This window comes from Ornithinibacillus californiensis (genome assembly GCF_001038485.1).
Lineage (GTDB): Bacteria > Bacillota > Bacilli > Bacillales > Amphibacillaceae > Ornithinibacillus > Ornithinibacillus californiensis.
In genome coordinates, this window is sequence record NZ_LDUE01000060.1 from 106,153 (window position 1) to 130,472 (window position 24,320).

Sequence of the window (24,320 nt, forward strand, 5' to 3'; positions counted from 1 at the left end):
GGAGGATTCGAATGCAGCATAGTCAACTATTAACAGAAATTCCAGTGTTAGAAACAGAGAGGTTTACACTAAGAGGTGTTACACCTAATGATGCTACAAAGTTATTTCCTATGATGAGCAATAAAGAAACGATGAAATTCATTACACCTGATCCGGTAAAAAGTGAAGCGGATATGCAAGAAGTAGTTACTAATTATCTTACAAAATTCAAAGACCAAAAGGAAATCCCATGGGTAATTATTAATAAAGAGACTGATGAAATCATTGGCCAATTTCGTTTACATAAACTACACCTTTGGCACCGTAAAGCCGAAATGGGAGCAGTCGTTGGTGAGGCGTTTCAACAAAAAGGTGTAATGACTGAAGTTTTACAAGTAATCCTACCATTTGCTTTTGAAACGCTAAATCTAAATCGATTAGTTGGGGATATATTCGCTGAAAATGACGGCTCTAGAAAGCTTTTAGAGAAGTTTGGATTTACAAAAGAAGGTGTTCTAAGAGATACGGACTTTGATGGAGAAAGATATCATGATACAGTTGTCTATTCCATGTTAAAGAAGGAATATCTAAATAAAATAACACCTCTTGAGTAAAACCCTACAGATAATTTACATAATAATTTGAAAAATATATAATAACGATATACAAGTATTATCTGAAATCAAGTAAATATACAGAGTAGAGGTGCTATATGAAACTAGTAAACTATCAAGTAAAGAACAAAGAAGATAACCCCCGAGTTGGTTTTGTATTGGATGAAAGAATAGTAGATGTTCAAGATGCCTTTCGAAAATATAAACAACAGGATGTAGTGGAGAATCTAGATGCACTACTTCCCGCTAATCCAACGGACTTTTTCAAGTTGGGAAACCCGGCGATTGAAAAAGCGAAAGAAGTTTATACATATGTAACGGAGCAGCCTAAGGATAATACATCTTTCCTGAGAGAGGAAGTCTATATAGGTACTCCTATTCCAGAGCCGTCAAAAGTCATCTGTGTAGGAAGAAACTACGTGGAGCATGCGCAAGAAATGAAAAGTGATATTCCCGAGTATCCAGTTTTATTTGCGAAGTTTGCTAATGCGTTGATTGGGCCAGAAGATGATATCGAGAAGACACCTCAAACCGAAAAGCTCGATTATGAAGTGGAGCTAACAATTGTAATTGGTAAAGAAGCTTCCCAGGTTAAAAGAGAGAATGCCTTTGACTATATTGCGGGCTATACAATAGGAAATGACATTTCTGCTAGGGACTTGCAAAAGAGAACACCTCAATGGTTGCAAGGAAAAACAATCGATAAGAGCACCCCAATTGGCCCTTGGGTCGTAACTGCAGACGAAGTGGGTGATCCTGGTAAGCTAGATGTTCGCTGCTACGTAAATGGTGAATTACGCCAATCATCGAATACGGAAAAGTTTATTTTTGATGTGCCGTTTTTAATTGAATTTATCTCTAATCTAATTACATTATACCCAGGAGATATCATTATGACTGGAACGCCAGATGGAGTGGCATTTGGTATGGATCAACCGAAGTTCCTGCAAGATGGGGATATCATTACGAATGAGATCGAAAAAATTGGTACTTTGGAAAACCGCGTTAGGAATAAATAAAAACTCAGCACGTAAGATGGTAAGTAGGTTATGATTGTTAATTATTCATAGCAAAGGAGGGATTACATGAGTGAAAAGGTTGTAATCAAGGTAAATGATAATGGCTCGCTCCGAATTACTGGAGATGTAGAATTAGTTGATGCGGAAGGCAATGTATTTGAAACGAAAAAGAGCTTTTCCTTATGTCGTTGTGGTCACTCTGCTAATAAACCATTCTGTGATGGAACACATCGTAAAATAGGATTTGAAAGTGCTCCAAGAGCGTAATAAAAAATCCGTAATCCCACATAGGGGTTACGGATTTCTTATTTATTGGATTGGCATCCAGGATACTTTCCAGACATCTAGCTCTTTGTCTCTATACAGCCTGAATCCTATTTCATAGTCTAGGATGTAGCGAATAATGACTTCATCTTCTGTTCGATACAACTCCTCAAAACGATTTAATTCAAGCATTTGATTATAAAATTCTGTAGCCTGAGCCTCTGAATGATTTGCTTCAGCTAGGAATGTTTCCTTGTCTGGAACATAGTGATTTTCCTTGTTGAAATATAGAGCATGTTGTACTTCCAAATCACCTTGGTAATCAGCATAGTGATAAAGCTTAAACACGTCAAAGGCTGTTAAACCCTTTAATACCGTATCATCTTTACTCGCTTTATATTCTTCATAAATATTAAGCAATTCGTTAGATAAGGTAATGGATTCATTATAGATATTTAAGTCAATTCCAGTCATACCTGATTCATCTGCTACTTTAATATAAATACTAGATCCCTCTGGTGAGTAGTGGTATTCCAATTCCTCAACGAAAATGGAGAGTTCTGTTCCTACGGTTCGATCGATGTCATAGACCTTTCGTGCAAATGCCCCATTGGAAATATAAATGGGAATATCTTCTTTGCTATCACCTTCAGCAATAGGAATTTGTTGCCAAGAATCTTCATTAGGTTCAAAACGGAGTGATTTATCATTTGCAAAGCTACCAGATAAATGATAACCCACAAACGTTATGATCATTTGCTCCCCGTCTTGTTGAACATCTGATACAGGGAAGTTTATATCATACTGGACATTATCTGGATGGAAGATGTTTGAAGCCATACTTTCCTCTGAAGCAGAATCTTCCATAACAGAATTGTTATTTATCCCTGTATTAAAAGACTCCATTTCTGCTTCTGCAACTTCCTGATCCATACTCATTTCTTTGCTATCACTAGCATCATCGCTACCACTCATAAACATACCCGGTTGTTGGTTGGTAGAGATGAGAAAAATAACAAAAGCCATAGCCAAAACAACACCAGTAAGTAATTGCGGATATAGATGAAACTTTTTTCGCTCTGGTTTATTGGAAAGTTCACTGATTTTACTGCGAATTACTTGCTTATCCTTCTCTGAGAAGGATGTTGGAATTTGATCATATTCATTTCTTAAATCTTTTAATTGCTTATCCATGGCTGGCACCACCTTTATTAGAAGATAAGCATTCCTTCAGTTTGTCACGCCCGCGATTTAGTCTTGTGCGAACAGTCGCTTCATTCATGTCCAGCACTTGAGAAATCTCTTTAGTCGATAAATCCTTAAAGTAGAATAGAATAATCACTTCGCGGTATTTTATCGGTAAATCCATGACCGTTTTAAGCAGTTCGCTCGAGTGGTCTTTTTCGAGAGCTAGTTCTTCCGGTGTGATTTCCTCTTGTTTCATAGTGTGGGAAGAAGTAATGAGCTTCTCTCTTAATCGTTTGTTCCTCGAATGCCAACTTCTTAAGTAGTCCTTACATTTATTAATAGCAATAGAGTATATCCAGCTTTTTAAGGATGAATTTCCTTGGAATGTATTTAATTTTTGGTAGATTGTAACAAAGACTTCTTGTGTTACATCGTCGGTGTCTGCGGAGTTTTTTACATATGCAAAAACTAAGCGCTTTATTTCATCGCCATACGTATCCATGATTGTTTCGATGGCCAGGGCAGGGTTGGACTGCAGTTCCTTGATGCCCTCTTTATCGCATGTCGGATGGAAAGCTTTCGAGTGGCCCACTCTTTTTCCTCCTAACTTCCTATCTACATATAAGACGTAATCATTTTCTGCAATGTTTCAAATAGGATTAAATTATTGTTAGTTGTAGTCTACCATATAGAGGGTGAAAAGTAATTTTGTTTTTAATTTTCTAAAATTTTATTGTGGACTACCGTAACAACAAATATACTTAGGACTAAGAACACGTTATTGGAGATGGAGGGATTAAGATGAGGTATGATGCAATCGTTGTTGGAGCTGGACTTGCTGGTTTAGTTGCTACGACTGAAATAGCAAATGCAGGGAATAAAGTATTGTTAGTCGATCAAGAACCAAAAGCTTCCTTAGGTGGACAAGCATGGTGGTCATTTGGTGGGCTGTTCTTGGTAGATTCACCAGAGCAACACCGGATGGGGATAAAGGATTCGAAGGAATTAGCATGGCAGGACTGGCTAGGTACAGCAGGATTTGACCGAGAAGATGACGAAGATTCTTGGGGAATGAAATGGGCAAAAGCTTATGTGGATTTTGCCTCTGGTGAAAAGCGAGAGTGGCTTAAAAACATGGGAGTTCGCTTTTTCCCAGTTGTTGGCTGGGCAGAACGTGGTGGCTACTTAGCAGAAGGTCATGGAAATTCGGTGCCGCGCTTCCATATTGTCTGGGGGACAGGCCCTGGAGTTGTTGCTCCTTTTCAGCAGAAATTAGAAGAGCATATAAAAACAGGGCTCGTTACATACCTTTCTAGACATCGAGTTGATACACTTGTTCAGGAAAATGGACACATTATTGGGATAGAGGGAGCGATACTTGAGCCAAGTGATGCAAAAAGAGGAGAGAAGAGCTCACGTGAAGTAGTGGGTGAGTTCAAATATGATGGAGATGCAGTTATCGTAGCAAGTGGTGGAATGGGAGCTAATTTAGAGTTAATTCGAAAAAACTGGCCCGAACGATTAGGTGAACCTCCTAAAAATATGATATCTGGAGTACCGGATCATGTGGACGGGAGAATGCTCGCTATAACAGAGAGAGCTGGTGGAAGGATTGTGAATCGGGATCGGATGTGGCATTACACAGAAGGAATTAAAAACTGGAATCCAATTTGGACGGCACATGGCATTCGAATTTTACCCGGCCCATCTTCTATCTGGTTAGACGCACAGGGCAAGCGGTTCCCTGCACCGAATTTCCCAGGATTTGATACATTGGGGACATTAGAAGCGATTATGAAGACTGGGTATGATTACTCATGGTTTATTCTGACAGAAAAAATAATAGAAAAGGAATTTGCATTATCAGGGTCTGAGCAAAACCCAGACTTAACCGAGAAGAGCATCAAAAAGCTACTATCACGGGTTCTACCTGGTCCACCTGCTCCAGTGAAGGCGTTTATGGATAAGGGTGAAGATTTTATTGTTGCTGACAATCTAAATGAGTTAGTAAAAGGGATGAATGAATTAACAGGAGAAAATTTGTTAGAAGTAACGGAAATAGAAAGACAGATTGAAGCGCGAGACCGAGAGATGGATAACAAGTTTACAAAGGATCTTCAAGTAACCGCACTAAGAGGTGCAAGAAATTATCGTGGTGATAAGCTAATTCGAGTGGCATCCCCACATAAGATTTTAGATCCAAAAAATGGCCCACTAATTGCCGTAAGACTAAATATTCTAAGCCGAAAAACACTTGGAGGCCTGCAGACCGATTTGTCTGCAAGAGTATTGGACTCATCAGGCAATCCTATCCCAGGCTTATATGCAGCAGGAGAAGCAACAGGATTTGGCGGCGGTGGAGTTCACGGCTACAGAGCATTAGAAGGAACATTCCTTGGAGGATGTTTGTTTACAGGAAGAGTAGCAGGGCAGAGTGTTGTGAGTGATATAGGTAAAGGGATAGTATCAAAAACAAAGATTGAGCAATAAAAAGAGTAACGATGAGTAGGCTGCCTACTCATCGTTTTGTATTACCATAACCCCTCAAACAACCTAGCATCAATCAAATTCGTATCAATTAAACATGCTTCTGCATTCTCCCCGTATTGCCATCCCCAAACATTGGATAGGCATGGAGGAGAGACAGGCTTATATGTTGGCGCATCCGTTTTGTTAGAAGGCCCCGGAGTTGGTTCTTGACTCCAGATGACAAGCTGATCACTTATCTCCTCATTATTGGAGGCAGCCGTACAGTAAGCTTCATTAAAAGTTGCAGAACTCGGATCGGCGTAAATTCCTGGCAGGTATCCACTTGGATATATGGCATCAACCCATCCCCTAATCCAGGCCTCATCAATAGCAAAGTCCTTTTCCGTATTAGCAAAAAGAAAAACACCTTCAGGAAAAGCTAGTCTTTTCGCATGGTATATTGCGTTTGCTGCAGCTACCCTTCCGTTTCGATAGCCTGTGGCATCGCTAAAATCATTATATATTGGTAAAATCCTAACACTTTTCCCCCGAATAAAGTTGATTTCATCATCCGTTAATCCGACCGAAACGTTTGGAACAGTTGATAAATATCGTCCCCAATAAAGCGGACTTCCAAAATTACTCAAAACACAATTATATAGGTTATCTGTAACACGTGCAGCGGAATCTACTCCCCATAAATATCTTGGCATTTGCATTTCTCCCTTATATGTTTCATTCGTCTAATTATCTTATGTAATTCGATTAATATGGGTCATAACCTAATACCATCTTCATGTATTCATTGGGGTATAAGTTTATGATTAATCCTAAAACTATAATGAATATGAAAAGGGAGGCAAAGATATGGTTAACAAGGAAAAGGAATTTAATAATATGTTTAAGGAAAATAAAAACCATGGTGAGCATCGTAATGGACGAAAAAGTCAGTTTAAGAACAGTTCTGCACATGGAGAAGATAAACCGGATGAGTACTTAAATCGAAAGGACTAAATAGAAAAGGCATTCGTTTTTAACGAATGCCTTCTGTATGTTTAAATTTCTTCATTCATTTTATCACTTACTAAATTGTTTAATAAGTGGTTAATACCAACGGTTTTCTCTACTTCCAGAACAAAAGCAATACCTTTACCAGGAGTATTTAGCTCGGCATCCTGATTGATAGCCTCAAGGACATCGCCTGTTTTATCTCGAGTGATAAGCGTTAAAATAACTTCCTTTTCCGGCTCAATCAAAATGTTGAACAGTTTTGCTTGTTCATGTATACCAGTACCTCTTCCGTTGATAATGGTACCACCTTCAGCGCCAGCTTTTTTAGAGGCGTCAACCACTTTATCTGAGTCGCCTTTATTTACGATGGTAACGATTACGTCATAAAGTATCTTATCCTCATTCATGGTGATTGTAACCTCCTCCTCTTCGCCTGCTGCTGTATCTAATTCTAATCCAAGCATGTGACAAATTCCAGTAACATTTTTTGTATTAATAACAAAAGCAATTCCATGCTTTTTTTCATTTAATTTTGCGGTAGTAATAATCGTATCTAAAATGGTAGGATATATATCATCTGTCACTAACGTTAGTATAATTTCCCGTTCCCGTTCAACAGGGATGCCCATAAAACGCATCTTTTCTTCCGCGCGAAAACCATTTCCTAGGAGAGTAGTTCCGCCTTTGGCACCAGCTTTCTTCGTAGCTTGAACGATCTTTTTTGCTTTTTCCTTTTTAACGATCGTGATAATGAGCTTTTGATTTAGCTTGGTTTGAGGCATATTGTCTCTTCTCCTTCCTACCAAATAAAATTCCAAGTGTTAATACACTTAATATAGGAGCAAGTGCAACAAGTGCTACCATGCCGAAACCATCTAGAAGAGGGTCCCTTCCTTCGGTTACCGATGCCACCCCAACAAATAAAGCAAGTAAGAAGGTAGCTGTCATCGGTCCAGTAGCTACACCACCGGAATCAAAGGCAATAGATGTAAAAGTCTTGGATGAAAATTTAACCAAGATTAGTGCTATTATATATCCTGGCACGAGAAAATACCATAGGGAAATGCCCAAAAAGATACGAATAAAAGCAGCAACAATAGCTAAGCCAACTCCTATAGATAACGTGTATAAAAGTATTTTACCTGGTATATATCCACCGGAAACTTTTTCTACTTGATTGATAAGAACGCTTACAGCTGGTTCCGCATAGATAACGAAGAATCCGATGACGAACCCGATCGGTAAAAGAATCCATTTATTTGGTAAGGCACCAAGTTGTTTACCCATTAATTCTCCCACCGGCAGGAAACCTATATGTACGCCTTGTAGAAATATGGATAGACCTAAGAAAGTAAGTAAAAAGCCCATTCCGATATCTAGTATTTTTCGAAGCGGTAATTTTAAAAAGAATAGCTGGAAGAATAAAAACACAGCAGCTAATGGTGCTAATGCAGTAAATACATCTAACAACACGTGTGAAAAGCCTTCAAATATATTCAAGCTCATCCGTAAATCACCCCTAATAGTAGAACGGAAATGATGGGACCAATTGAAGCTAAGGCAACTAGACCAAATCCGTCGCTAGAGGATGATTTCCCGCGAATAACAGTAGCAACCCCTACCCCTAAAGAAAGAATAAAAGGAACGGTCAAAGGACCAGTTGTTACGCCACCAGAATCGAAGGAAATTGGCACAAAGGTTGCTGGGGTAAATGCAGCAAGCAGGAATATAACGGTATATCCAGCTATCAACAAATAGATAATGTTAATATTTAATATGATACGGAGCATAGCAAGACCAACAAATAAGCCTACCCCTAATGCAACAGATAATATTAAGATACTTTGAGGGATTTCACCACCAGATACGCTATCCACTTGAGTAGCGAGTACTCGTACATCTGGTTCAGCGACGGTTACAACAATTCCTAAAATTACTCCAAATAATACAATCATCCATACCTTTTTTGTCTTTGAAAGTGCAGAACCAATTAATTCGCCAACAGGTTGTAATCCGACACTAACTCCCAATAAAAATAATATAAGTCCAACACCTACCATAAGCGCTCCTAATAAGAATTGAAGGAAAACCTCTGTAGGCAATCCAATTAAAGTAAATTGGAGAATGGTAATGAGGATTGTGATAGGAACAATGGATAAAAATACCTCTTTTATAGTTTCCTTTATCGTTTCCATGTATGACCACCCTTCTTCACGATGTGATTATAATAAAGATAATAAAATGAGTATTCAGACTCTTAGGTGTAAGAAATTTTATGAGAAAAGAAATGGAGTAATAAAGTAAAAATAGGAGAAAAAAACACAGTGGTACAAATAAATTATATCACCAATTTGGAATTTTCATAAAGCAATTGAGCGGTAAATAGGATAGTTTATGAAAAAATATGAATTTTTGCAGAGTGGTTTTTTGGTTTACTGTCCCGTGTTATTACGAGGAGCATAGTATGAAGTAATGGAATCGCAAGAAAGGGAGAGGTAATTGTGAGCTTATTCATTAATAACCAAGCACATCCGAATCTATATAAAAATAGAACGTCCATCAATGAGCCTAATCAAACGATTTATCAAAGTGATTATTTAAAAGATCTATTAGCAGAGCAAAGTAAAATGAATGATACCTTTCAGCAAACAATGAAGAATCTACGGATTACGTTTCAAAAGCATCAATATAGTGAGGCGAAAAAGTGGAGAGAAGTTAACGAGAACTTAGATGAATTGAAGAAGAATAATGAACAACATGAGGAGTTTGAACAACAGACGAGGGAGTGGATTACGATGTTAGAGCGTAACAGCCAGGAACTTCACCGTATAGTAGAACAAAACGGTACGATCAATCAGGATATTTTGAGTGAAATAAACCGAATACATTCATCCAATGACGAAATTATGAAACAGTTAGCTGCCTTTCATGCTGCCAATGAGCAGGTTAGTAGTAAAATGGGAGAACTTGCAGACCAACAAAAACTCATGACAGAGCAAGTTTCCGCGCAAGACAATAAGCAGGATAAAGTATTAGAGCAACTAGAAAACCAAGAAGCACTAATGGAGAAGTCCTACCGACAACTGAGTACACTACGTTCCATCCTATTTGAACGAACTAGCTTCGTTGCAGAAAAAATCGAAGAAAGCTATAAACTAACATCATCCGTATTATACAAATTCCTAACAGGAACCGACAAACCCCTAACCCTAATGATGAACCAGAAGAGCCGAGAGACTAATAAGCAGGAGTAGTTCTGCGTATTAATACTAAGTTAAACTAATTAGTTAAGTGGATGAGGTTGGTATACAATAAAATTCTTCATTTAAATGCATAACAATACTAATTAGCTCCGGAAAATGTACGTAGACTCCTGCGGGAGGAACGGCATCGGTGAGACCCCGCAGTGCGCTAGCACGAGGAGGCTCACCAGCCGCCCGCGGAAAGCGGAGTACATTTTCCGGAGCGAGGTAGGTGCGCTATATTTTGGATTTCCTTATTACTGAACTCTATATTCCTAATCTCATTTCTAATTAATGTCTCTTACTTAACCACAACACACCAGACTTCACTACTCTAGGTACAATCCCCATTAAAGGCTGATTCATCATATTACCAAAACCATCATTTTTCCCAAGAGAACCAAGTGTCCCTTTTAAACGAATATCTTTTGGCTTTTTAGGTTCTTTATTGCGTAAGATACAATTTAATATGGTAGCTGTTTGTTCACCTTGTATACCTGCAAGCTGTGCACTCGGTGAGTATACAGAAGAAGCACAATCCCCAATGACATACACATTTGGTTGGTCAGGAACTTGATAGTATTCATTCACAATGACTTTTTCTTGGTTGTCTTTATCAAATGGTAATTCCCTTACAACACGATTTGGGCGAACCCCTGCAGTCCAAATCGTAACATCGTTTACGTAACACACCCCGTTGTTGCAAACCCCGTCTTTTTCCACGTATTCTACATTGGCGTGATGTAATACCTCTACATCATTTTTATTAAACCAATCTGCTACATAACCTTGAATTCTGGGATCAAATGCTCGTAATACAGAGCTCCCACGGTCTAATAGGCGAATGTTCAGATCGGCTCTACTCTCGCGGATTTCTGATGCTACTTCAATCCCACTAAGACCAGCACCAACGATTGTTACTTTTCCATTCGCTTTTAAATTACCTACTGCGACACCTGCTTTACGTGCTTTAGCAAAGGTTTGAACACTCTCGGTATAGACTTCTGCCCCTTCTACCCCATGATAATTATCCTCGCAGCCTAATGCTATTACTAAGTAATCATACGAAACTGTTTGGCTACGGTCTTGAAATAAGATCTGTTGGTTAACGGTGTCTATCTTTTCTACTTCCGCAAACACATACTCCACTTGTTCATGCTTTGGGAAATCGTTCCGTACGTCCTTATCTGCAACTGTACCAGCAACGATTGTATAGAATTCGGTTTTAAGTGATTGATACGGGTTACGATCAACAATTGTTAGCTTCACATCATTGGGTAATGCTTTATCAAGTAAGCCTAAAGCAACCTTAATTCCCCCATAACCTCCACCAAGTATTACTAAGTTTTTCATATAAATTGCCCCCATCCCCTGGTTGAAATGTGAATATTAGTAGTTTGGGATAATTAAATCCGTATTATTTCCACCTCTAAGATTAACAAAGAAATCATTGTTAGACTAGTAGAAATGGTAATCTTTATCAAATATTAAACGAAAATAAGAAGGATATATTCATGTATTTTCATTTTTTGGAAATAGTAACAAATGATTTTATATAAAATTTCATATAGAAAGGAAGAAAACAGATGAAGGAAAGATTGTTATTTGTGCTAGCAGCGGTTCTAATTGCCGGTTCATGGCAGGTCTCTACTGTATTCGGAGAAGGACAAGATGAGGTATGGTTTGATTTCTTGAAAAAGGATCAAGAGGAAGAAAATGAGCAGCAGGATGATGAGAAGGATAAGGATGTACATAAACATGAAGCTTGGATTAAGTACAAGGCAAAAGAGCTAGGAATTGAAACGGAAGGAAAGGAACTTGGTGACTTAGCAAAAGAAGTTAAGCAGGCAAAGCTCCTGAAAAAGGCAGAAGAGCTAGGTGTTGAGACGGAAGGAAAAGATCTAAAGCAATTAGCTAAAGATATTCATCATGCGAAAGTCCTGCAAGAAGCAGAAGAGCTAGGGGTTGAAACAGAAGGTAAAGAGCCTGAAGAACTAGCGGAAGAGGTAATGGATGTTAAGCTCCAAAAGAAAGCAGAAGAGCTTGGAATTGATACGGAAGGAAAATACAAGGAAGATCTTTTAAAGGAAGTTCAAATGGCTATCCTCGAGAAAGAAGCAGAGACTTATAATGTAGATACAGATGGAAAGAAACACCATGAAATTATCATGGATATCCATGAGGCAAAAATTTACGATTCGGCAGAGAAGTTAGGAATGGAAACAGAAGGCAAGAAGCCGCAGGAGATCCTGAATGAAATTTTTGAGGAGTATGCGGACGAAGCAAAAGAACTACAAATCTTCCCATTTGAAGATAATAAAGATAAATTTTACTTGCAACATTATATGAAAGAACATGATTAATGCTTGAGGAGGGACTGTCCCTCCTCAAGTTTTTTAATAGGTAAATTCAGCTTCTACTTGCGCTTTTATTTCTAGTTGGCCGGCTTCGATCGGGGTCGTTGCGGCACTTTCGGTGGAAACACCCAAAACGAATGGACGTGGTGGTTCAGGTGCCATGCTAGTAATTTCTTTAAGTCGGATTGGTACTTGGTTGATGGAAACACCGAGGGTTTGTGCCATGGTAGTTGCTTTATCTTGGGCATTTTGTATAGCATTCGTCAGTGCTTGATTATAATAGGGATTTTTATCGGATACAGTCAATTCAATGTTCCGCACCGTATTTGCCCCGTTATCCACAGCAATATCCACAATTTCACCAACCTTTTCTATTTCGTCAATTTGTACAGTAAGTAAATTGGTTACTTGATAGCCACGAAATACTTGGGTACCATTTTGGAAATCGTATTGGATATTGACTCGGAATTCGGTGGTCTGGATATTTTCTCGGGGAACACCACTGTTAACAATGGCATTAATCACATTCCTAGTTTGGGTAGCATTGGTTTGTTGAGCAGTTTGTAGGTCTTTGTTTTCGGTTATTACGCCCAATACTACGGTTGCTTGATCTGGTTGGGCAAGAACAGAACCTTCACCATAAACCTTAAGCAAATTATTGTTTTGTCTAGTTGGATACGCATTCCGGAAGTAAGGATTAGCTTGATAATACATTTTTTTCACCTCTTTTAGGTTAAATATATGAAACTAGTTGCCTAAAAGTGTGGAAAATGAAAAAGAAGTACTCCAGGAGTACCTCTTTCGTTTACGCTAAACGTCTAATTCGCTCATCTAAATCTGGGTGTGTAGAGAATAGCGATGATTTACGTTTATTATTAATTTTTAACGTAGCAATGGATGTATCTTCGCCACCTTTAATGCGGCCAGTATAAGCTTTCAGACTTTCTAATGCATGACGCATCTTATCTTTACCAGCTAAATCCGCACCACCACGGTCTGCGTGGTATTCACGGTGTCTGGAGTACGCGAATACAACGATGCTTCCTAAGATAGAGAATACAATTTGGAATACGATAATAGCGATAAAATGTACAATTGGTGCCAATTCTTCTTTTACGAATCGTGAAGCAGCAAATGCTACGATACGAGAAAGGAAGACTACGAATGTGTTAACGACACCTTGTAGGAGTGTCATCGTAACCATATCACCATTGGCAATATGGGCAACCTCGTGAGCAATAACGCCTTCTACTGCATCATCGTCCATTTCCTGTAGTAAGCCAGTAGAAACAGCCACTAGTGAACGCTTCTTAGAAGGTCCAGTAGCAAATGCATTCACTTCAGGAGAATGATAGATCCCAACTTCAGGCATGTGCATCATACCGGCAGCTCTGGATAAACGGTGAACTTTTTCCACAACGGCTTTTTCATATTCATTCAATGAGCCATTTGGATCAATTACTTGTACACCCATCATCTTCTTCGCCATCCAACGGGACATCGCTAGTGAAATGAATGATCCGGTAAAACCAATGACAGCACTGAAGATTAATAACAAACCAAAGTTAATACCGCCATTCTGAATATAGTTGATTGGTAAAATGCTAAAGATAATACTAATTGTAAGTAGTACTAATACGTTCGTTAGTAGAAAATAAAAAATTCTCTTTCCCATATTCTCACCTTTCTATTACATAAATTTTTAAAATTGTATCGACAATACGATAAGGTTATTATAATGGTAAAAGCCTTAAATGTCACCTGGAATAACTATATGAAAGAATGAGACAAGTTATTCAAAAAAAGGAGTGGGAGAAATGGTGGAAAATATTGTTCATGCGATTCAAGATGACTATGCAGATGATTATGCCTGGTGTTACGGTTGTGGCCGGTTGAACAAGGATGGTCTTAGACTACGAACGGGTTGGGATGGAGATAATACATTAACGATCTACACCCCACGCGAGGAGCAAACGGCCATACCCGGTTTTGTGTATGGTGGATTAATCGCATCCCTTATTGATTGTCATGGTACGGGATCGGCATCACTAGCTATGCATCGAAAAAATGGACATGAACCAGGAGAAGGGATTGAGCCTCCACGATTTGTGACAGGTTCATTGAAAGTTGACTTTGTCAAACCAACTCCCCATGGTGTACCTTTGAAAGCAGTTGGTACCGTGGAAGAGATTCACCCGAAAAAGTGGAACGTATCCGTTGAAGTGTTTGCAAATGATGTTTGTTGTGCAAAGGGTACAGTAGTAGCAGTCGTAATGCCAAACACATTCCTACAGAAATAAAGCTAAAAGAGGTGAACATCAAGATGAGTACGATATGGATCAATGAATTAGCAATTGAGGCAGAGAACTATAGCCTTACAACAGTTCAAGAAAATGGAGCAACATTACACCGATTGGAATTAGAATTCCAGGTAACACACGATACATACCATGACGTAACAGTGGATCTATACAAAAATGATTTTCTTGTTAAGATTCCAGGGGAAGCAATAGAGTTTCAAGCTAAGATAAATAACTACTCTACTTCTTTAACAAATTTGTATGAGAAGGATGCAGTAGGGGATTTTAAAGTAATATTGATAGAGAAGAGTGACTCTTGAAGAGGATTTCAAGAGTCATTTTTTTATGATACATGGTAAAATACAAGTATTCTTTGCTATATACCCATCTAAGAATTTTCTTATAAGGAGGTACCACCCATGGAAATTCTAAATATTATTGGAGAGCTCTTTTCCGATGAAATCTCTATCGCAGTTTCCAACGGAAAAGAATATATTTACTACCGACCTAGCAAACGAATAGACTTAAAGATTCGTCCGGGAGACCCGGTTAAGGAAGGTACCATTGCCTATAAAGCATATATGACAGAGCAGAAGGTTTCTGAGTTTATCGACCGTAATGTTTTTGGTGTTCCTTATCACGGAATGGCTGTACCATTTCATAAAAATGGGGAGATTGCTGGCTGTGTATTGGCAATCTATCCATCCTATACAGATGGGAAGTCCGTTATCACCTTGAAAACACATGATGGTTGGAAGCCAGTTCCATTTCAAGATGTCTATTATGTAGAAGTCAAAGATAGAAAAACACATGTGTATACGAAGCAATTTACTGGAACACATAAAAATACATTACAGGAATTTGAATACAATCTACCAAGAGATTTATTTATTCGTTGTCATCGTTCGTTTATTGTCAATGTTCATCATATAAAGGAAATATTCCCAGATACACATTCTACGTTTCTTTTAGAAATGGCTAACGGCGAGAGCATTCCAGTAAGCCAATCGTACTCCAGTTATTTCCGAAAAATGCTAGGATTCTAAAATATGCTGTTTTAGGATTCTTTTTTTCTGGTTCGAGCAGAAAAATACTCATTCCACCATGATTCCCCAAATTGTGAAATTATTACGATAAAATAAATGAAAACGCTTTACTGGGGGTTTGGATATGGGGAACAATCATGATCGTATAAAGGATCCTCGCCTACAAGACCGTGTAGTATCTGCCGAAGAAGCAGCATCTTGGATACAAGATGGGATGACATTAGGGTTAAGTGGATTTACTCGTGCGGGTGACGTTAAAGCAGTGCCAATGGCATTGGTGAAACGTGCTGAGTCAGGTGAAAAGTTTAAAGTTAATGTATTCACTGGAGCATCTCTTGGATCAGATGTAGACAAAATGTTTGCTGAAGTGGGTATGATTAATAAACGCCTTCCATTCCAGGCAGATCCAACGATGAGAAAAAAGATAAATGCTGGGGAGCATTTATTTGTGGATCATCATCTATCACACACAGCAGAATTACTTCGGGCAGATGTAATTGAGCGTGTGGACTATGCCATTTTGGAAGCAATATCTATTACAGCGGACGGGATGATTATCCCAACGACTTCGATAGGTAACTCGATGGCATTTGCTGAAAATGCAGAGTCCATCATTGTTGAGATTAACCTTGCACAGTCAGAACTATTGGAAGGACTACATGATTTATATAGTCCAGGCAAGCAAGGCGAACGGGATCCAATTCCAATGACAAGTGCTAGAGATAGAATCGGTACCATTGGAATTCCAGTAGATGAGAAGAAGATTAAAGGTATTGTCTTCACGAATCAAGTGGATTCACCATCAACGATTGTTCCACCAGATGAAGAAACACAGATTATGGCAAATCACTTACTGGAATTTCTTCGTAAGGAAATTGCTGCTGGACGACTAACTGAAAGACTAGCTCCATTACAATCTGGTATTGGATCAGTTGCCAATGCTGTACTACATGGCATGATAGACTCTGAGTTTACGAACTTGGAAGTTTACTCTGAAGTGTTACAGGATGCTGTATTTGATCTAATCGATGCAGGAAAAGTTGATTTTGCATCATGTTGTTCCATTACACTTTCAGAAGAAAAAATGAACCAAGTTTATAATAACTTTGAGCAATATCGAGATAAATTAATTATGCGTCCACAAGAGATTTCTAACCATCCAGAAATCATTAGGCGTCTTGGTCTAATTTCTATCAACACGGCGTTAGAGTTCGATATTTACGGAAATGTCAACTCTACACATGTATCTGGTACGAAGATGATGAATGGTATTGGTGGATCTGGTGACTTTGCTCGAAATGCTAGGCTAGCAATTTTTGTAACGAAGTCCATCGCAAAAGGTGGAGATATCTCAAGTGTCGTTCCTTTTGTTTCTCATGTTGACCATACCGAGCATGATGTCGATGTAGTCGTTACAGAGCAAGGTTATGCAGACCTTCGAGGTTTAGCCCCACGAGAGCGAGTGACGTTAATTATCGAAAATTGCGTACATCCGATGTACCGTGCTCAGATGTGGAAGTATTATGAAGAAGCGCTTGAACGGGGTGGGCAGACTCCACATGTGCTAGAAAAAGCTTTCTCTTGGCATGAAAATTTTGCAAAGCATGGAACAATGCTTGAAAAAGAAGGCGTAGTAAGCTAGTTTTTTTAGAAAAAGGGGCATTGGTACAAGGTGTCTTTACATCTCGTACAAACGGTTATATGTAATCATGGGGGCAACTTGATTACTAGAAATAACAAGGGGTTTGTGTTTTATATAGAATGGTATAACCGATTTTCTTTCTGGGGAGGAAGAAAATCGGTTTTTTCGTTTTCTCTATGAAAGGATAATCTTAAATTTGCGAATAGTAACCTACGACATGGTACAATATGATTCATGATAAACCATAAAGAGGGAAAAACAATGACAAAAAATAATGCATTACCATTTACAGTTTCAAAAGCAGAGAATTTCTTCGACCGGTTAGGTGATTATGTTGGCGATGTTTTCTATGATATTTTACCAGAGCAGGGCTATGAGCTACGTGATGAACAAATATATATGGCCTTTCAATTAGAACAGGCATTTAAAAATAAACGTACCATTTTTGCTGAAGCGGGAGTTGGTACAGGGAAGACCTTTGTTTATTTGATCTATGCTATTTGCTATGCAAGATATAAGGGGAAACCCGCGATTATTTCTTGTGCAGATGAAACACTAATTGAGCAGCTTGTGAAAAAAGGCGGCGATATTGATAAGCTTGAGCAGGCACTTGGTTTAGAGGTGGATGTAAGACTTGCGAAAGCGAGAGAGAATTATGTTTGTGCTAGGAAGCTCGGACAAATCGTTGGATTTACCGAAAATGAGGATATAATCAGAGTACATGAAGAGGTTCCAGATTTTGTGTACGATACTAGTTCCGCTAAGAAGACTTTCGAACGCTATGGTGACAGGAAAGAATATCCGTGGGTATCGGATGAAACGTGGGACAAAATTGCTTGGGACCCTTTACAACAATGCTCGACTTGTGAACTTAGACACCGTAGTGGACAAACATTAAACAGGGAATATTATCGTCATGCTACAGATCTCATTATTTGTTCGCATGATTTCTACATGGAGCATGTATGGACAAAAGAATCCCGAAAACGCGAGGGCCAAATTCCGTTATTACCAGAGTCTAGTACGGTTGTTTTTGATGAAGGGCATCTGTTAGAATTCTCTGCTCAAAAGGGCTTAACATACCGTTTCCATTCCGAAACATTACATAATGTGCTAACTGGATATATGGGGCAAGATGTTCGAGAGACATCACTTTATTTAATTGAAGACATTCTCACATTACATGAGGATTGGTTTGATCTACTTAGCGGTGTTGCTAAACAAGTACAAGGATCTAATCGTAAAGAGATTGTACTTTCGGATGAAATGATTACTATAGCATCAAAGTTATTTGAAAAGGTGGAAAAGCTATTAGATCAACTTGTGTTTGATTCAGAGTTGTTTACGATTGACGGGTACCATCTTAAGATTATTGAAGAATACTTAGAGTTTTATCATTATGGATTATCTCTATTCTTGAAGAAAGATGAAGGGGTCTTCTGGCTAGAGGAAACACTTGATACAACCACGCTTGTAATGATGCCAAGACTTGTAGAAGACGTGTTGAAGAAGGAAGTTTTCGCCAAGGATATCCCGTTTGTATTTTCTTCAGCAACGCTGTCCCAAAGTGGTGATTTCTCTTATTTAGCATCTAGTTTAGGGATTGAATCCTATGATTCCTTTTCCGTAGAGTCTCCATTTGATTATGACGAACAAATGAAAATATATGGGCATGTGAAACAGGATAATAAATGGGAGAAAATTGAAGAACAAGTTCTTCAAAACGATGGGGGCACCCTTGTACTATTTTCAGATGCAGAGGAAATGAATCATTTCCGAAATTCAATTCATCCGAATGAATGGTCTATCGATGTACACTTTGAAGGGGATCAAGAAATTAGTGAGATTGTAAAGTCATTCCAGTCTGATAACCAATCTGTACTATGTGCTCACCATTTATGGGAAGGGCTAGATGTTCCTGGTGAAGCACTGACGCAAGTTATAATCGCTTCCCTTCCATTCCCACCAAAAGATCCCGTGTTCCAAGCGAAGCGAAAACATGCAGAAAACCCAGAAAAAGAAGTAGATGCACCATACATGCTACTAAGACTACGACAAGGAATCGGCCGACTAATCCGAACAAATAACGACCACGGAACTATTCACTTGTGGGTGAATGAAAAAGAGAAGAAACATTACCAAGAAGAAATTGATAGCGTCATGCCTGTAGAGGTTAAGTGGTAGCGAGACAGGTAATAATTATAAAACTAGTTTTTTATTACGAGTAATGAACTACATTAGCTCCAGAAATATACGGAGACTCCTTGAAAAAGAAGGTCGCTTTTTCTGCGTGCGATGTGTCGCTGCCGTAGCGTTCCTTGTCCTGCGGGAGGATAGGCCTAGGTGAGACCCCACAAGATGCACCTGCGTCTGCAAGTAACGCTACGAAGAAGGCTTCCTCGGTGCAAGGCAGCAAGGAAGCCTATCCAAGTAGTAGCCTGGCTCACCAGCCGCCCGCGGCAAGGTAGACACTGCGAGGTTTTTTCGAGCAGATGTCGCACCTGTGCTGGAAGTAAAAGCGGAGTATATTTCTGGAGCGGGTTCTTGCTCCAAATAATCGTTCTTTTTTATTCTTGAATTAACTTTAAAAAATGCCTCAATATCTTCGCAGTCAATCCCCAAATCACTCGATCCTCATACCGATAAAACAGCTCTTCTACATGCCTAGTATTCCAGTTATACTTTTCCCCACCAACAATTAAATTAAAAGGAAAATTCTCCTCAGGAAATACTTTTACATTTACCAGATAAGACTCAGGTTCTGTTTCCTTAAAAAAAGATAACGGGACATAAAATACTTCCCCAACTTCGGATTCATTCGGAGCTATATTACTGACGCCAGAGATTTTACCCACAAAAGGATAAATGACCCTTCCCATATCAGCAACAACATAATCAATCGGAGTAACATCACTAATTTGATTATAGGTAATACCTAATTCTTCCGTAGTTTCTCTAATGGCACAATCCATCGGGCTATTATCTTCCGGGTCAATTCTTCCACCAGGGAAACAGATATCTCCAGGCTGTCTTCGTAAATGCATCGAACGAACCTCGAATAAAACATGGATTTCTCCGTCCAATTTAACCAGCGGAATTAGAACGGCAGATTGTTTGAAGTTCTCAATCCCCATGATTCCAGGGTCTCTAGAAGCTAATTTGTTTAAAATGTGTTGGATGTTCACATTTCCCCCTCCTGTTTCTATTCTTTTATTCATTATACTAATGAATAACCACAAATAACTAATAATATAAGGGAAAAGAAATAATTGTAAAAGAAAAAGTGAAAATAATGATTTAAATTCCTAAGAATAGACAATCTAAAGATGTGCGGTTTAGAAAGGTGGCACAGAAATTGAATTGGATAAGGAGGATGGCAATGGGAATTATGAGTGGAAATCCACAAGATGAGCCAATGCATTATGGTGAAGTATATGGAGCATGGGCCGCAGTTCTTGCAGGTAAAGCAATGATTGCTTCATACCAAACACTATTAAATCATGCTGGTGATGATGACCTCAAAAAGTTGATTCAAGAGGCAATCGAACAAGGAAAACAGGATAATCAAACAATTGAAAATCTATTAAAAGAGCATGGGATTGGATTACCACCAACTCCGCCAGAGAGACCAAATGCAGACTTAGAGTCCATTCCAACTGGTGCAAGATTTATGGATAATGAAATAGCAGCCAAAATGTCAGCCGATGTTGCTGCAGGGCTTGTAGCTGCTAGTCAAATGATCGGTCAGTGTATTCGAGAGGATATTGCGACGTTATTTGGGACAATTCATACACAGAAAGCTGGTTTTGGAGCTAAGTTACTTCGATTAAATAAGGAAAAGGGCTGGCTTGTACCACCCCCGCTTCACCTATCCAGTGTAGATGAGTAAAAACTATAAGTAACGAGTTGATGAGGTGGTGAAGCAATTCATCACCTTTTTTTAGTTAGAAAAAGTATTGTCCAGCCTAGCTTTTAGTACCTACATATGACACTTGTCATAATAACTACCTGACGGATATGACTTATAAATCACTTGATATCAGCCTAAAATATACAGTAATAAGAAACATTTAGGAGGAACAAAATGAGTAAACAGAAACAAGCTGAATTAAGAAAAAGTGTTCAACCATTTGCAAAGTCTGATACAAAGGCAAGTATCTTTCAACTACTAAATACAATTTTACCTTTATTTCTCCTTTGGTTTTTAGCATATCAAAGCTTAGCGATTTCTATATGGCTAACTATTCCTTTAACGGTTCTGGCGGCAGGCTTTGTCATTCGGACCTTTATTATCTTCCATGACTGTACACATATGTCATTTTTCCAAAATAAAAAGGCCAACCGTGTAGTTGGGACTATTTCAGGAATTATTACGCACTTTGCATTTGAAAAATGGAAATGGAGCCACTCCATCCACCATGCAACTAGTAGTAACTTAGACAAACGTGGAATTGGTGACGTTTGGGTAATGACTGTAGATGAGTATATAGAGGCATCATTTTGGAAGAGATTGTCCTATCGTCTATACCGTAACCCGCTTGTCATGTTTGGGTTAGGACCACTTTATTTATTCTTAATTTCGAACCGATTCAATCGTAAAGGTGCAAAACGGAAGGAACGAATCAATACCTATGTAATTAACGTTTCTATCGCTGTTATTTATGCACTATTAATTTGGGCTGTAGGCTGGCAGGCATTTTTGATCATCCAGCTACCGATTCTATTCATTGCAGGTGCTGCTGGAATTTGGTTGTTTTATGTACAGCATCAATTTGAAGATTCCTATTTTGAGAACGAAGAAGAATGGGATTATGTAAAAGCAGCAGTCGATGGAAGTTCATACTATAAGTTGCCAAAGATTATCGAGTGGTTAACCGGTAGTATTGGTTATCACCATGTCCACCATTTAAGCCCGAGGGTACCAAATTATAATTTAGAAAAAGCACATGAATCAACACCACCATTGCAAAAGGCAACTACAATTACATTGGCTACGAGCTTAAAGTCGATCCGCTTTAGATTGTATGACGAAGATAGTAAAACATTTGTCACCTTTAAAGAAATCAAACGCCGTCTGAAAAGTGAGAAGCCACAACTGTCTATTGCGAATAAAGAGGCAGGTATGCAAGGAGAGTAATTGTGTTGTGCTCCTATAGATTGTGTACTTGTATTGCCGGATTTCTGGTATAATCAGGGAAACATGAAATAGGAGGCCAACCATGGAGAAGTGGTATCACATTATCTCGAAGAATACAGGATTAAGCATCTATATATGGGTTATATTCTGTATTCTTCCTTTCTATTTCATCATTAGATACTCGACGCCTTTTGAGATTTTTATCGGTGTCGTTATGATCGTGTTATTTTTTACATCCTATCGGTTATCGTTTATAAAAAGAGGCTGGACGGTATATCTCGCAGTTGGTATTGAAATGGCGATTAGTATTGGGATGATCCTTTATTTTAGTTTTGTATATTTTTCGTTGTTTCTTGCCTTCTTCATAGGTAATGTCCAGAGTAAAGCAGGATTTATTACACTGTACGTTGTAAACTTAGTAACCACTATTACCGCAACAACGATTAGCTTCTTTACACATGGCCAAATTCTCTTCTCACAGCTTCCTTTTATTGTGATTAGTATCCTTGGTATCATCTTACTTCCTGTTAATCTATATAATCGAATAAAACAAGAGAAACTGGAGCATCAATTAGAGGATGCTAATGAGCGAATAGCAGAATTGATCGTGTTTGAAGAAAGACAACGGATTGCCCGTGATTTACATGATACCCTAGGACAAAAGTTGTCACTCATTGGACTTAAGAGTGACTTGGCTAGTAGATTATTACAGAAGCATCCGGATAAAGTCCAAAAAGAGATCATGGATATTCATCAGACGGCTAGAACGGCGCTGAAAGAAGTTCGAGAAATGGTTTCTAATATGCGTAGTGCGAGGCTGGAAGATGAAATCATTCATGCTAAGCAAGTGATAGAGGCTGCTGAAATGGAGTTTCACCTAGAAGGTGAAGCGAAACTAGAACATACACAACTATTAGTAGAGAATGTGCTAGGCATGTGTTTAAAGGAAGCAGTAACGAACATTGTGAAGCATAGTAATGCCAACATATGTACAGTTGTCATCCAACAAACACCTAGTGAGGTCAGTATTATCATAAAAGATGATGGGACTGGAATTGCTATACCAACAGTTAAGGGTAATGGGTTACGAGGAATGAAAGAACGGTTAGAGTTCGTCAATGGGAGTTTAGAGATTGAAAATACAAATGGTACAATTCTTACGATAAAAGTACCAAATGTTGTGAAACAACACTCAGAGGAGAGGTTGTCATGATTCGTATTGTGATCGCAGAGGACCAGCGGCTACTACTTGGAGCACTAGGATCATTACTAGATTTAGAGGATGATATGGAAGTAGTCGGAATGGCCAAAAATGGGGTAGAAGCCTTAGAATTGGTTCGGATCCATCAACCAGATATTTGTATTATGGATATTGAAATGCCATTAAAGACTGGTTTGGATGTCGCAGAGGAACTAAAAGACGATTCCTGCAAAATAATCATTCTCACAACGTTTGCAAGAGCAGGTTACTTTGATCGTGCTAGGGAAGCAAATGTCAGTGGCTATCTATTAAAAGACAGTCCTAGTGAAGAACTCGCAAACTCCATTCGCGTCATCATGGATGGTAGAAAGGTATATGCTCCCGAATTAATCGATATCGCGTATAGCAAACAGGAGAACCCACTATCAGAAAGAGAAGAACAAGTGATTCATCTGATTGCAGAAGGCAGAAACACAGAAGAAATTGCCAAACAACTTTTCCTTACAAAAGGCACCGTGCGTAATTATGTATCTAGTATTTTAGATAAACTAGAAGTAAGTAATCGAATTGAGGCAATTTCTCGTTTTAGAGAAAAAGGCTGGTTTAAGTAATGAGAGACTATTGAAGATGGATAGTCTCTTTTGTGTATGATTTTTTCAGCGTGAGCTCAACTTGGTTTGAAATAGACCTGATAGAAAATTACATGGACCCCAACCTGGAGAAGATAAGCCCGATAAAAATCACATGAGCCCGAACCAGAAGAGGGTGCTCCCGAAAAAAATTAGATGCTCCCAATCCCAAGATAGATGCTCCCAATAGTAACCTGCATAAGCCCAATCTAAATGTAGATG

Annotated in this window: 26 protein-coding genes; 16 read left to right on the forward strand and 10 right to left on the reverse strand. The window is 38.7% G+C overall.

Features of this window, described 5'->3' with window-relative positions; translation table 11 throughout:
- The first annotated feature begins 11 nt into the window (after positions 1-11).
- The 3 genes from TE34_RS15565 (at position 12) to TE34_RS15575 (ending at position 1,879) form a co-directional block, all read left to right on the forward strand.
- A complete protein-coding gene (locus TE34_RS15565) occupies positions 12-593 on the forward strand; it encodes a GNAT family N-acetyltransferase (RefSeq protein ID WP_047985736.1) in 582 nt (193 codons plus the stop codon).
- 98 nt (positions 594-691) lie between these two features.
- Positions 692-1,612 carry a fumarylacetoacetate hydrolase family protein gene (locus TE34_RS15570; protein WP_047985737.1) on the forward strand — a complete coding sequence of 307 codons (921 nt, stop codon included), beginning with the start codon at positions 692-694 and terminating at the stop codon, positions 1,610-1,612.
- Positions 1,613-1,678: 66 nt separating this feature from the next.
- Positions 1,679-1,879, forward strand: coding sequence for a CDGSH iron-sulfur domain-containing protein (locus TE34_RS15575; protein WP_047985738.1), 201 nt, complete (start codon positions 1,679-1,681; stop codon positions 1,877-1,879).
- 42 nt (positions 1,880-1,921) lie between these two features.
- Here TE34_RS15575 and TE34_RS15580 read toward each other — a convergent pair whose 3' ends face one another.
- Both TE34_RS15580 and TE34_RS15585 read right to left on the reverse strand, forming a co-directional pair.
- Positions 1,922-3,070, reverse strand: coding sequence for a hypothetical protein (locus tag TE34_RS15580; RefSeq protein ID WP_047985739.1), 1,149 nt, complete (start codon positions 3,068-3,070; stop codon positions 1,922-1,924).
- Positions 3,063-3,656 carry a sigma-70 family RNA polymerase sigma factor gene (locus TE34_RS15585; RefSeq protein WP_053075107.1) on the reverse strand — a complete coding sequence of 198 codons (594 nt, stop codon included), beginning with the start codon at positions 3,654-3,656 and terminating at the stop codon, positions 3,063-3,065. The genes TE34_RS15580 and TE34_RS15585 overlap by 8 nt, the downstream gene beginning before the upstream one ends.
- 209 nt (positions 3,657-3,865) lie before the next feature.
- On the opposite strand from TE34_RS15585, the gene TE34_RS15590 reads away from it, so the two are divergent.
- Positions 3,866-5,554 carry an FAD-binding dehydrogenase gene (locus TE34_RS15590; protein ID WP_047985740.1) on the forward strand — a complete coding sequence of 563 codons (1,689 nt, stop codon included), beginning with the start codon at positions 3,866-3,868 and terminating at the stop codon, positions 5,552-5,554.
- Positions 5,555-5,595: 41 nt separating this feature from the next.
- Here TE34_RS15590 and TE34_RS15595 read toward each other — a convergent pair whose 3' ends face one another.
- Positions 5,596-6,246 (reverse strand): glycoside hydrolase domain-containing protein, encoded by a 651-nt coding sequence (locus TE34_RS15595; protein ID WP_047985741.1) that lies wholly within the window; start codon positions 6,244-6,246, stop codon positions 5,596-5,598.
- 154 nt (positions 6,247-6,400) lie between these two features.
- Between TE34_RS15595 and TE34_RS21260 the strand changes: the two genes are divergently transcribed.
- Positions 6,401-6,547 carry a hypothetical protein gene (locus TE34_RS21260; protein WP_169749106.1) on the forward strand — a complete coding sequence of 49 codons (147 nt, stop codon included), beginning with the start codon at positions 6,401-6,403 and terminating at the stop codon, positions 6,545-6,547.
- Positions 6,548-6,588: 41 nt separating this feature from the next.
- On the opposite strand, the gene TE34_RS15600 is transcribed toward TE34_RS21260, so the two are convergent.
- The 3 genes from TE34_RS15600 to TE34_RS15610 are packed head-to-tail and all read right to left on the reverse strand — an operon-like array spanning position 6,589 to position 8,739.
- The gene (locus TE34_RS15600) at positions 6,589-7,326 is read right to left on the reverse strand and encodes a P-II family nitrogen regulator (RefSeq protein ID WP_047985742.1); all 738 of its coding nucleotides are present in this window, start codon (positions 7,324-7,326) and stop codon (positions 6,589-6,591) included.
- Positions 7,280-8,050, reverse strand: coding sequence for a DUF1538 domain-containing protein (locus TE34_RS15605; RefSeq protein WP_047985743.1), 771 nt, complete (start codon positions 8,048-8,050; stop codon positions 7,280-7,282). Before TE34_RS15605 ends, TE34_RS15600 begins: the two co-directional genes overlap by 47 nt.
- Entirely contained in the window at positions 8,047-8,739 is a 693-nt protein-coding gene (locus tag TE34_RS15610; protein ID WP_047985744.1) for a DUF1538 domain-containing protein, read from the reverse strand. Before TE34_RS15610 ends, TE34_RS15605 begins: the two co-directional genes overlap by 4 nt.
- A gap of 306 nt (positions 8,740-9,045) precedes the next feature.
- On the opposite strand from TE34_RS15610, the gene TE34_RS15615 reads away from it, so the two are divergent.
- A complete protein-coding gene (locus TE34_RS15615) occupies positions 9,046-9,798 on the forward strand; it encodes a hypothetical protein (RefSeq protein ID WP_047985745.1) in 753 nt (250 codons plus the stop codon).
- Between the two features lie 279 nt (positions 9,799-10,077).
- Here the strand turns inward: TE34_RS15615 and TE34_RS15620 are convergent, their stop codons facing one another.
- Positions 10,078-11,139 (reverse strand): NAD(P)/FAD-dependent oxidoreductase, encoded by a 1,062-nt coding sequence (locus TE34_RS15620; protein WP_047985746.1) that lies wholly within the window; start codon positions 11,137-11,139, stop codon positions 10,078-10,080.
- A 233-nt stretch (positions 11,140-11,372) separates the two neighbouring features.
- Between TE34_RS15620 and TE34_RS15625 the strand changes: the two genes are divergently transcribed.
- On the forward strand, positions 11,373-12,149 hold the full coding sequence (locus TE34_RS15625; protein WP_047985747.1) for a hypothetical protein: 777 nt from the start codon (positions 11,373-11,375) through the stop codon (positions 12,147-12,149).
- Positions 12,150-12,182: 33 nt separating this feature from the next.
- Here TE34_RS15625 and TE34_RS15630 read toward each other — a convergent pair whose 3' ends face one another.
- Together TE34_RS15630 and htpX are read right to left on the reverse strand one after the other, a co-directional pair.
- Positions 12,183-12,857 carry an SIMPL domain-containing protein gene (locus TE34_RS15630; protein WP_047985748.1) on the reverse strand — a complete coding sequence of 225 codons (675 nt, stop codon included), beginning with the start codon at positions 12,855-12,857 and terminating at the stop codon, positions 12,183-12,185.
- A gap of 91 nt (positions 12,858-12,948) precedes the next feature.
- A complete protein-coding gene (gene htpX / locus TE34_RS15635; RefSeq protein WP_047985749.1) occupies positions 12,949-13,818 on the reverse strand; it encodes a protease HtpX in 870 nt (289 codons plus the stop codon).
- Positions 13,819-13,960: 142 nt separating this feature from the next.
- Here htpX and TE34_RS15640 point away from each other — a divergent pair, with 142 nt between their 5' ends.
- From TE34_RS15640 to TE34_RS15660, 5 genes are all read left to right on the forward strand, one after another.
- Positions 13,961-14,443, forward strand: a complete 483-nt coding sequence (locus TE34_RS15640; protein WP_047985750.1) for a PaaI family thioesterase — start codon at positions 13,961-13,963, stop codon at positions 14,441-14,443.
- Between the two features lie 23 nt (positions 14,444-14,466).
- Positions 14,467-14,763, forward strand: coding sequence for a DUF3219 family protein (locus TE34_RS15645; protein ID WP_053075108.1), 297 nt, complete (start codon positions 14,467-14,469; stop codon positions 14,761-14,763).
- A 99-nt stretch (positions 14,764-14,862) separates the two neighbouring features.
- On the forward strand, positions 14,863-15,489 hold the full coding sequence (locus TE34_RS15650) for a LytTR family DNA-binding domain-containing protein (protein ID WP_047985751.1): 627 nt from the start codon (positions 14,863-14,865) through the stop codon (positions 15,487-15,489).
- 124 nt (positions 15,490-15,613) lie between these two features.
- Complete coding sequence (locus tag TE34_RS15655) at positions 15,614-17,131, forward strand: acetyl-CoA hydrolase/transferase family protein (protein ID WP_047985752.1); 1,518 nt, start codon at positions 15,614-15,616, stop codon at positions 17,129-17,131.
- Positions 17,132-17,392: 261 nt separating this feature from the next.
- On the forward strand, positions 17,393-19,315 hold the full coding sequence (locus TE34_RS15660; RefSeq protein ID WP_047985753.1) for an ATP-dependent DNA helicase: 1,923 nt from the start codon (positions 17,393-17,395) through the stop codon (positions 19,313-19,315).
- 383 nt (positions 19,316-19,698) lie between these two features.
- Here the strand turns inward: TE34_RS15660 and TE34_RS15665 are convergent, their stop codons facing one another.
- Positions 19,699-20,316 carry an NUDIX hydrolase gene (locus TE34_RS15665; protein ID WP_047985754.1) on the reverse strand — a complete coding sequence of 206 codons (618 nt, stop codon included), beginning with the start codon at positions 20,314-20,316 and terminating at the stop codon, positions 19,699-19,701.
- Positions 20,317-20,510: 194 nt separating this feature from the next.
- Between TE34_RS15665 and TE34_RS15670 the strand changes: the two genes are divergently transcribed.
- The 4 genes from TE34_RS15670 to TE34_RS15685 all read left to right on the forward strand — a co-directional run bounded on the left by TE34_RS15670 (position 20,511) and on the right by TE34_RS15685 (position 24,080).
- Positions 20,511-21,020 carry a DUF3231 family protein gene (locus TE34_RS15670; protein ID WP_047985755.1) on the forward strand — a complete coding sequence of 170 codons (510 nt, stop codon included), beginning with the start codon at positions 20,511-20,513 and terminating at the stop codon, positions 21,018-21,020.
- Between the two features lie 195 nt (positions 21,021-21,215).
- Positions 21,216-22,268, forward strand: coding sequence for a fatty acid desaturase (locus TE34_RS15675; protein ID WP_047985756.1), 1,053 nt, complete (start codon positions 21,216-21,218; stop codon positions 22,266-22,268).
- 82 nt (positions 22,269-22,350) lie between these two features.
- Positions 22,351-23,481 (forward strand): sensor histidine kinase, encoded by a 1,131-nt coding sequence (locus TE34_RS15680; RefSeq protein WP_047985757.1) that lies wholly within the window; start codon positions 22,351-22,353, stop codon positions 23,479-23,481.
- A complete protein-coding gene (locus TE34_RS15685; RefSeq protein WP_047985758.1) occupies positions 23,478-24,080 on the forward strand; it encodes a response regulator transcription factor in 603 nt (200 codons plus the stop codon). The genes TE34_RS15680 and TE34_RS15685 overlap by 4 nt, the downstream gene beginning before the upstream one ends.
- The last annotated feature ends 240 nt before the right edge of the window (positions 24,081-24,320 follow it).

What these genes read in the sequence shown, in the direction of transcription:
- TE34_RS15565 (WP_047985736.1), top strand. Translation starts at nt 12, where the DNA reads ATGCAGCATAGTCAACTATTAACAGAAATTCCAGTGTTAGAAACAGAG.
- TE34_RS15570 (WP_047985737.1), top strand. Translation starts at nt 692, where the DNA reads ATGAAACTAGTAAACTATCAAGTAAAGAACAAAGAAGATAACCCCCGA.
- TE34_RS15575 (WP_047985738.1), top strand. Translation starts at nt 1,679, where the DNA reads ATGAGTGAAAAGGTTGTAATCAAGGTAAATGATAATGGCTCGCTCCGA.
- TE34_RS15580 (WP_047985739.1), bottom strand. Translation starts at nt 3,070, where the DNA reads ATGGATAAGCAATTAAAAGATTTAAGAAATGAATATGATCAAATTCCA.
- TE34_RS15590 (WP_047985740.1), top strand. Translation starts at nt 3,866, where the DNA reads ATGAGGTATGATGCAATCGTTGTTGGAGCTGGACTTGCTGGTTTAGTT.
- TE34_RS15595 (WP_047985741.1), bottom strand. Translation starts at nt 6,246, where the DNA reads ATGCCAAGATATTTATGGGGAGTAGATTCCGCTGCACGTGTTACAGAT.
- TE34_RS21260 (WP_169749106.1), top strand. Translation starts at nt 6,401, where the DNA reads ATGGTTAACAAGGAAAAGGAATTTAATAATATGTTTAAGGAAAATAAA.
- TE34_RS15600 (WP_047985742.1), bottom strand. Translation starts at nt 7,326, where the DNA reads ATGCCTCAAACCAAGCTAAATCAAAAGCTCATTATCACGATCGTTAAA.
- TE34_RS15605 (WP_047985743.1), bottom strand. Translation starts at nt 8,050, where the DNA reads ATGAGCTTGAATATATTTGAAGGCTTTTCACACGTGTTGTTAGATGTA.
- TE34_RS15610 (WP_047985744.1), bottom strand. Translation starts at nt 8,739, where the DNA reads ATGGAAACGATAAAGGAAACTATAAAAGAGGTATTTTTATCCATTGTT.
- TE34_RS15620 (WP_047985746.1), bottom strand. Translation starts at nt 11,139, where the DNA reads ATGAAAAACTTAGTAATACTTGGTGGAGGTTATGGGGGAATTAAGGTT.
- TE34_RS15625 (WP_047985747.1), top strand. Translation starts at nt 11,373, where the DNA reads ATGAAGGAAAGATTGTTATTTGTGCTAGCAGCGGTTCTAATTGCCGGT.
- TE34_RS15630 (WP_047985748.1), bottom strand. Translation starts at nt 12,857, where the DNA reads ATGTATTATCAAGCTAATCCTTACTTCCGGAATGCGTATCCAACTAGA.
- htpX (WP_047985749.1), bottom strand. Translation starts at nt 13,818, where the DNA reads ATGGGAAAGAGAATTTTTTATTTTCTACTAACGAACGTATTAGTACTA.
- TE34_RS15640 (WP_047985750.1), top strand. Translation starts at nt 13,961, where the DNA reads ATGGTGGAAAATATTGTTCATGCGATTCAAGATGACTATGCAGATGAT.
- TE34_RS15645 (WP_053075108.1), top strand. Translation starts at nt 14,467, where the DNA reads ATGAGTACGATATGGATCAATGAATTAGCAATTGAGGCAGAGAACTAT.
- TE34_RS15650 (WP_047985751.1), top strand. Translation starts at nt 14,863, where the DNA reads ATGGAAATTCTAAATATTATTGGAGAGCTCTTTTCCGATGAAATCTCT.
- TE34_RS15655 (WP_047985752.1), top strand. Translation starts at nt 15,614, where the DNA reads ATGGGGAACAATCATGATCGTATAAAGGATCCTCGCCTACAAGACCGT.
- TE34_RS15660 (WP_047985753.1), top strand. Translation starts at nt 17,393, where the DNA reads ATGACAAAAAATAATGCATTACCATTTACAGTTTCAAAAGCAGAGAAT.
- TE34_RS15670 (WP_047985755.1), top strand. Translation starts at nt 20,511, where the DNA reads ATGGGAATTATGAGTGGAAATCCACAAGATGAGCCAATGCATTATGGT.
- TE34_RS15675 (WP_047985756.1), top strand. Translation starts at nt 21,216, where the DNA reads ATGAGTAAACAGAAACAAGCTGAATTAAGAAAAAGTGTTCAACCATTT.
- TE34_RS15680 (WP_047985757.1), top strand. Translation starts at nt 22,351, where the DNA reads ATGGAGAAGTGGTATCACATTATCTCGAAGAATACAGGATTAAGCATC.
- TE34_RS15685 (WP_047985758.1), top strand. Translation starts at nt 23,478, where the DNA reads ATGATTCGTATTGTGATCGCAGAGGACCAGCGGCTACTACTTGGAGCA.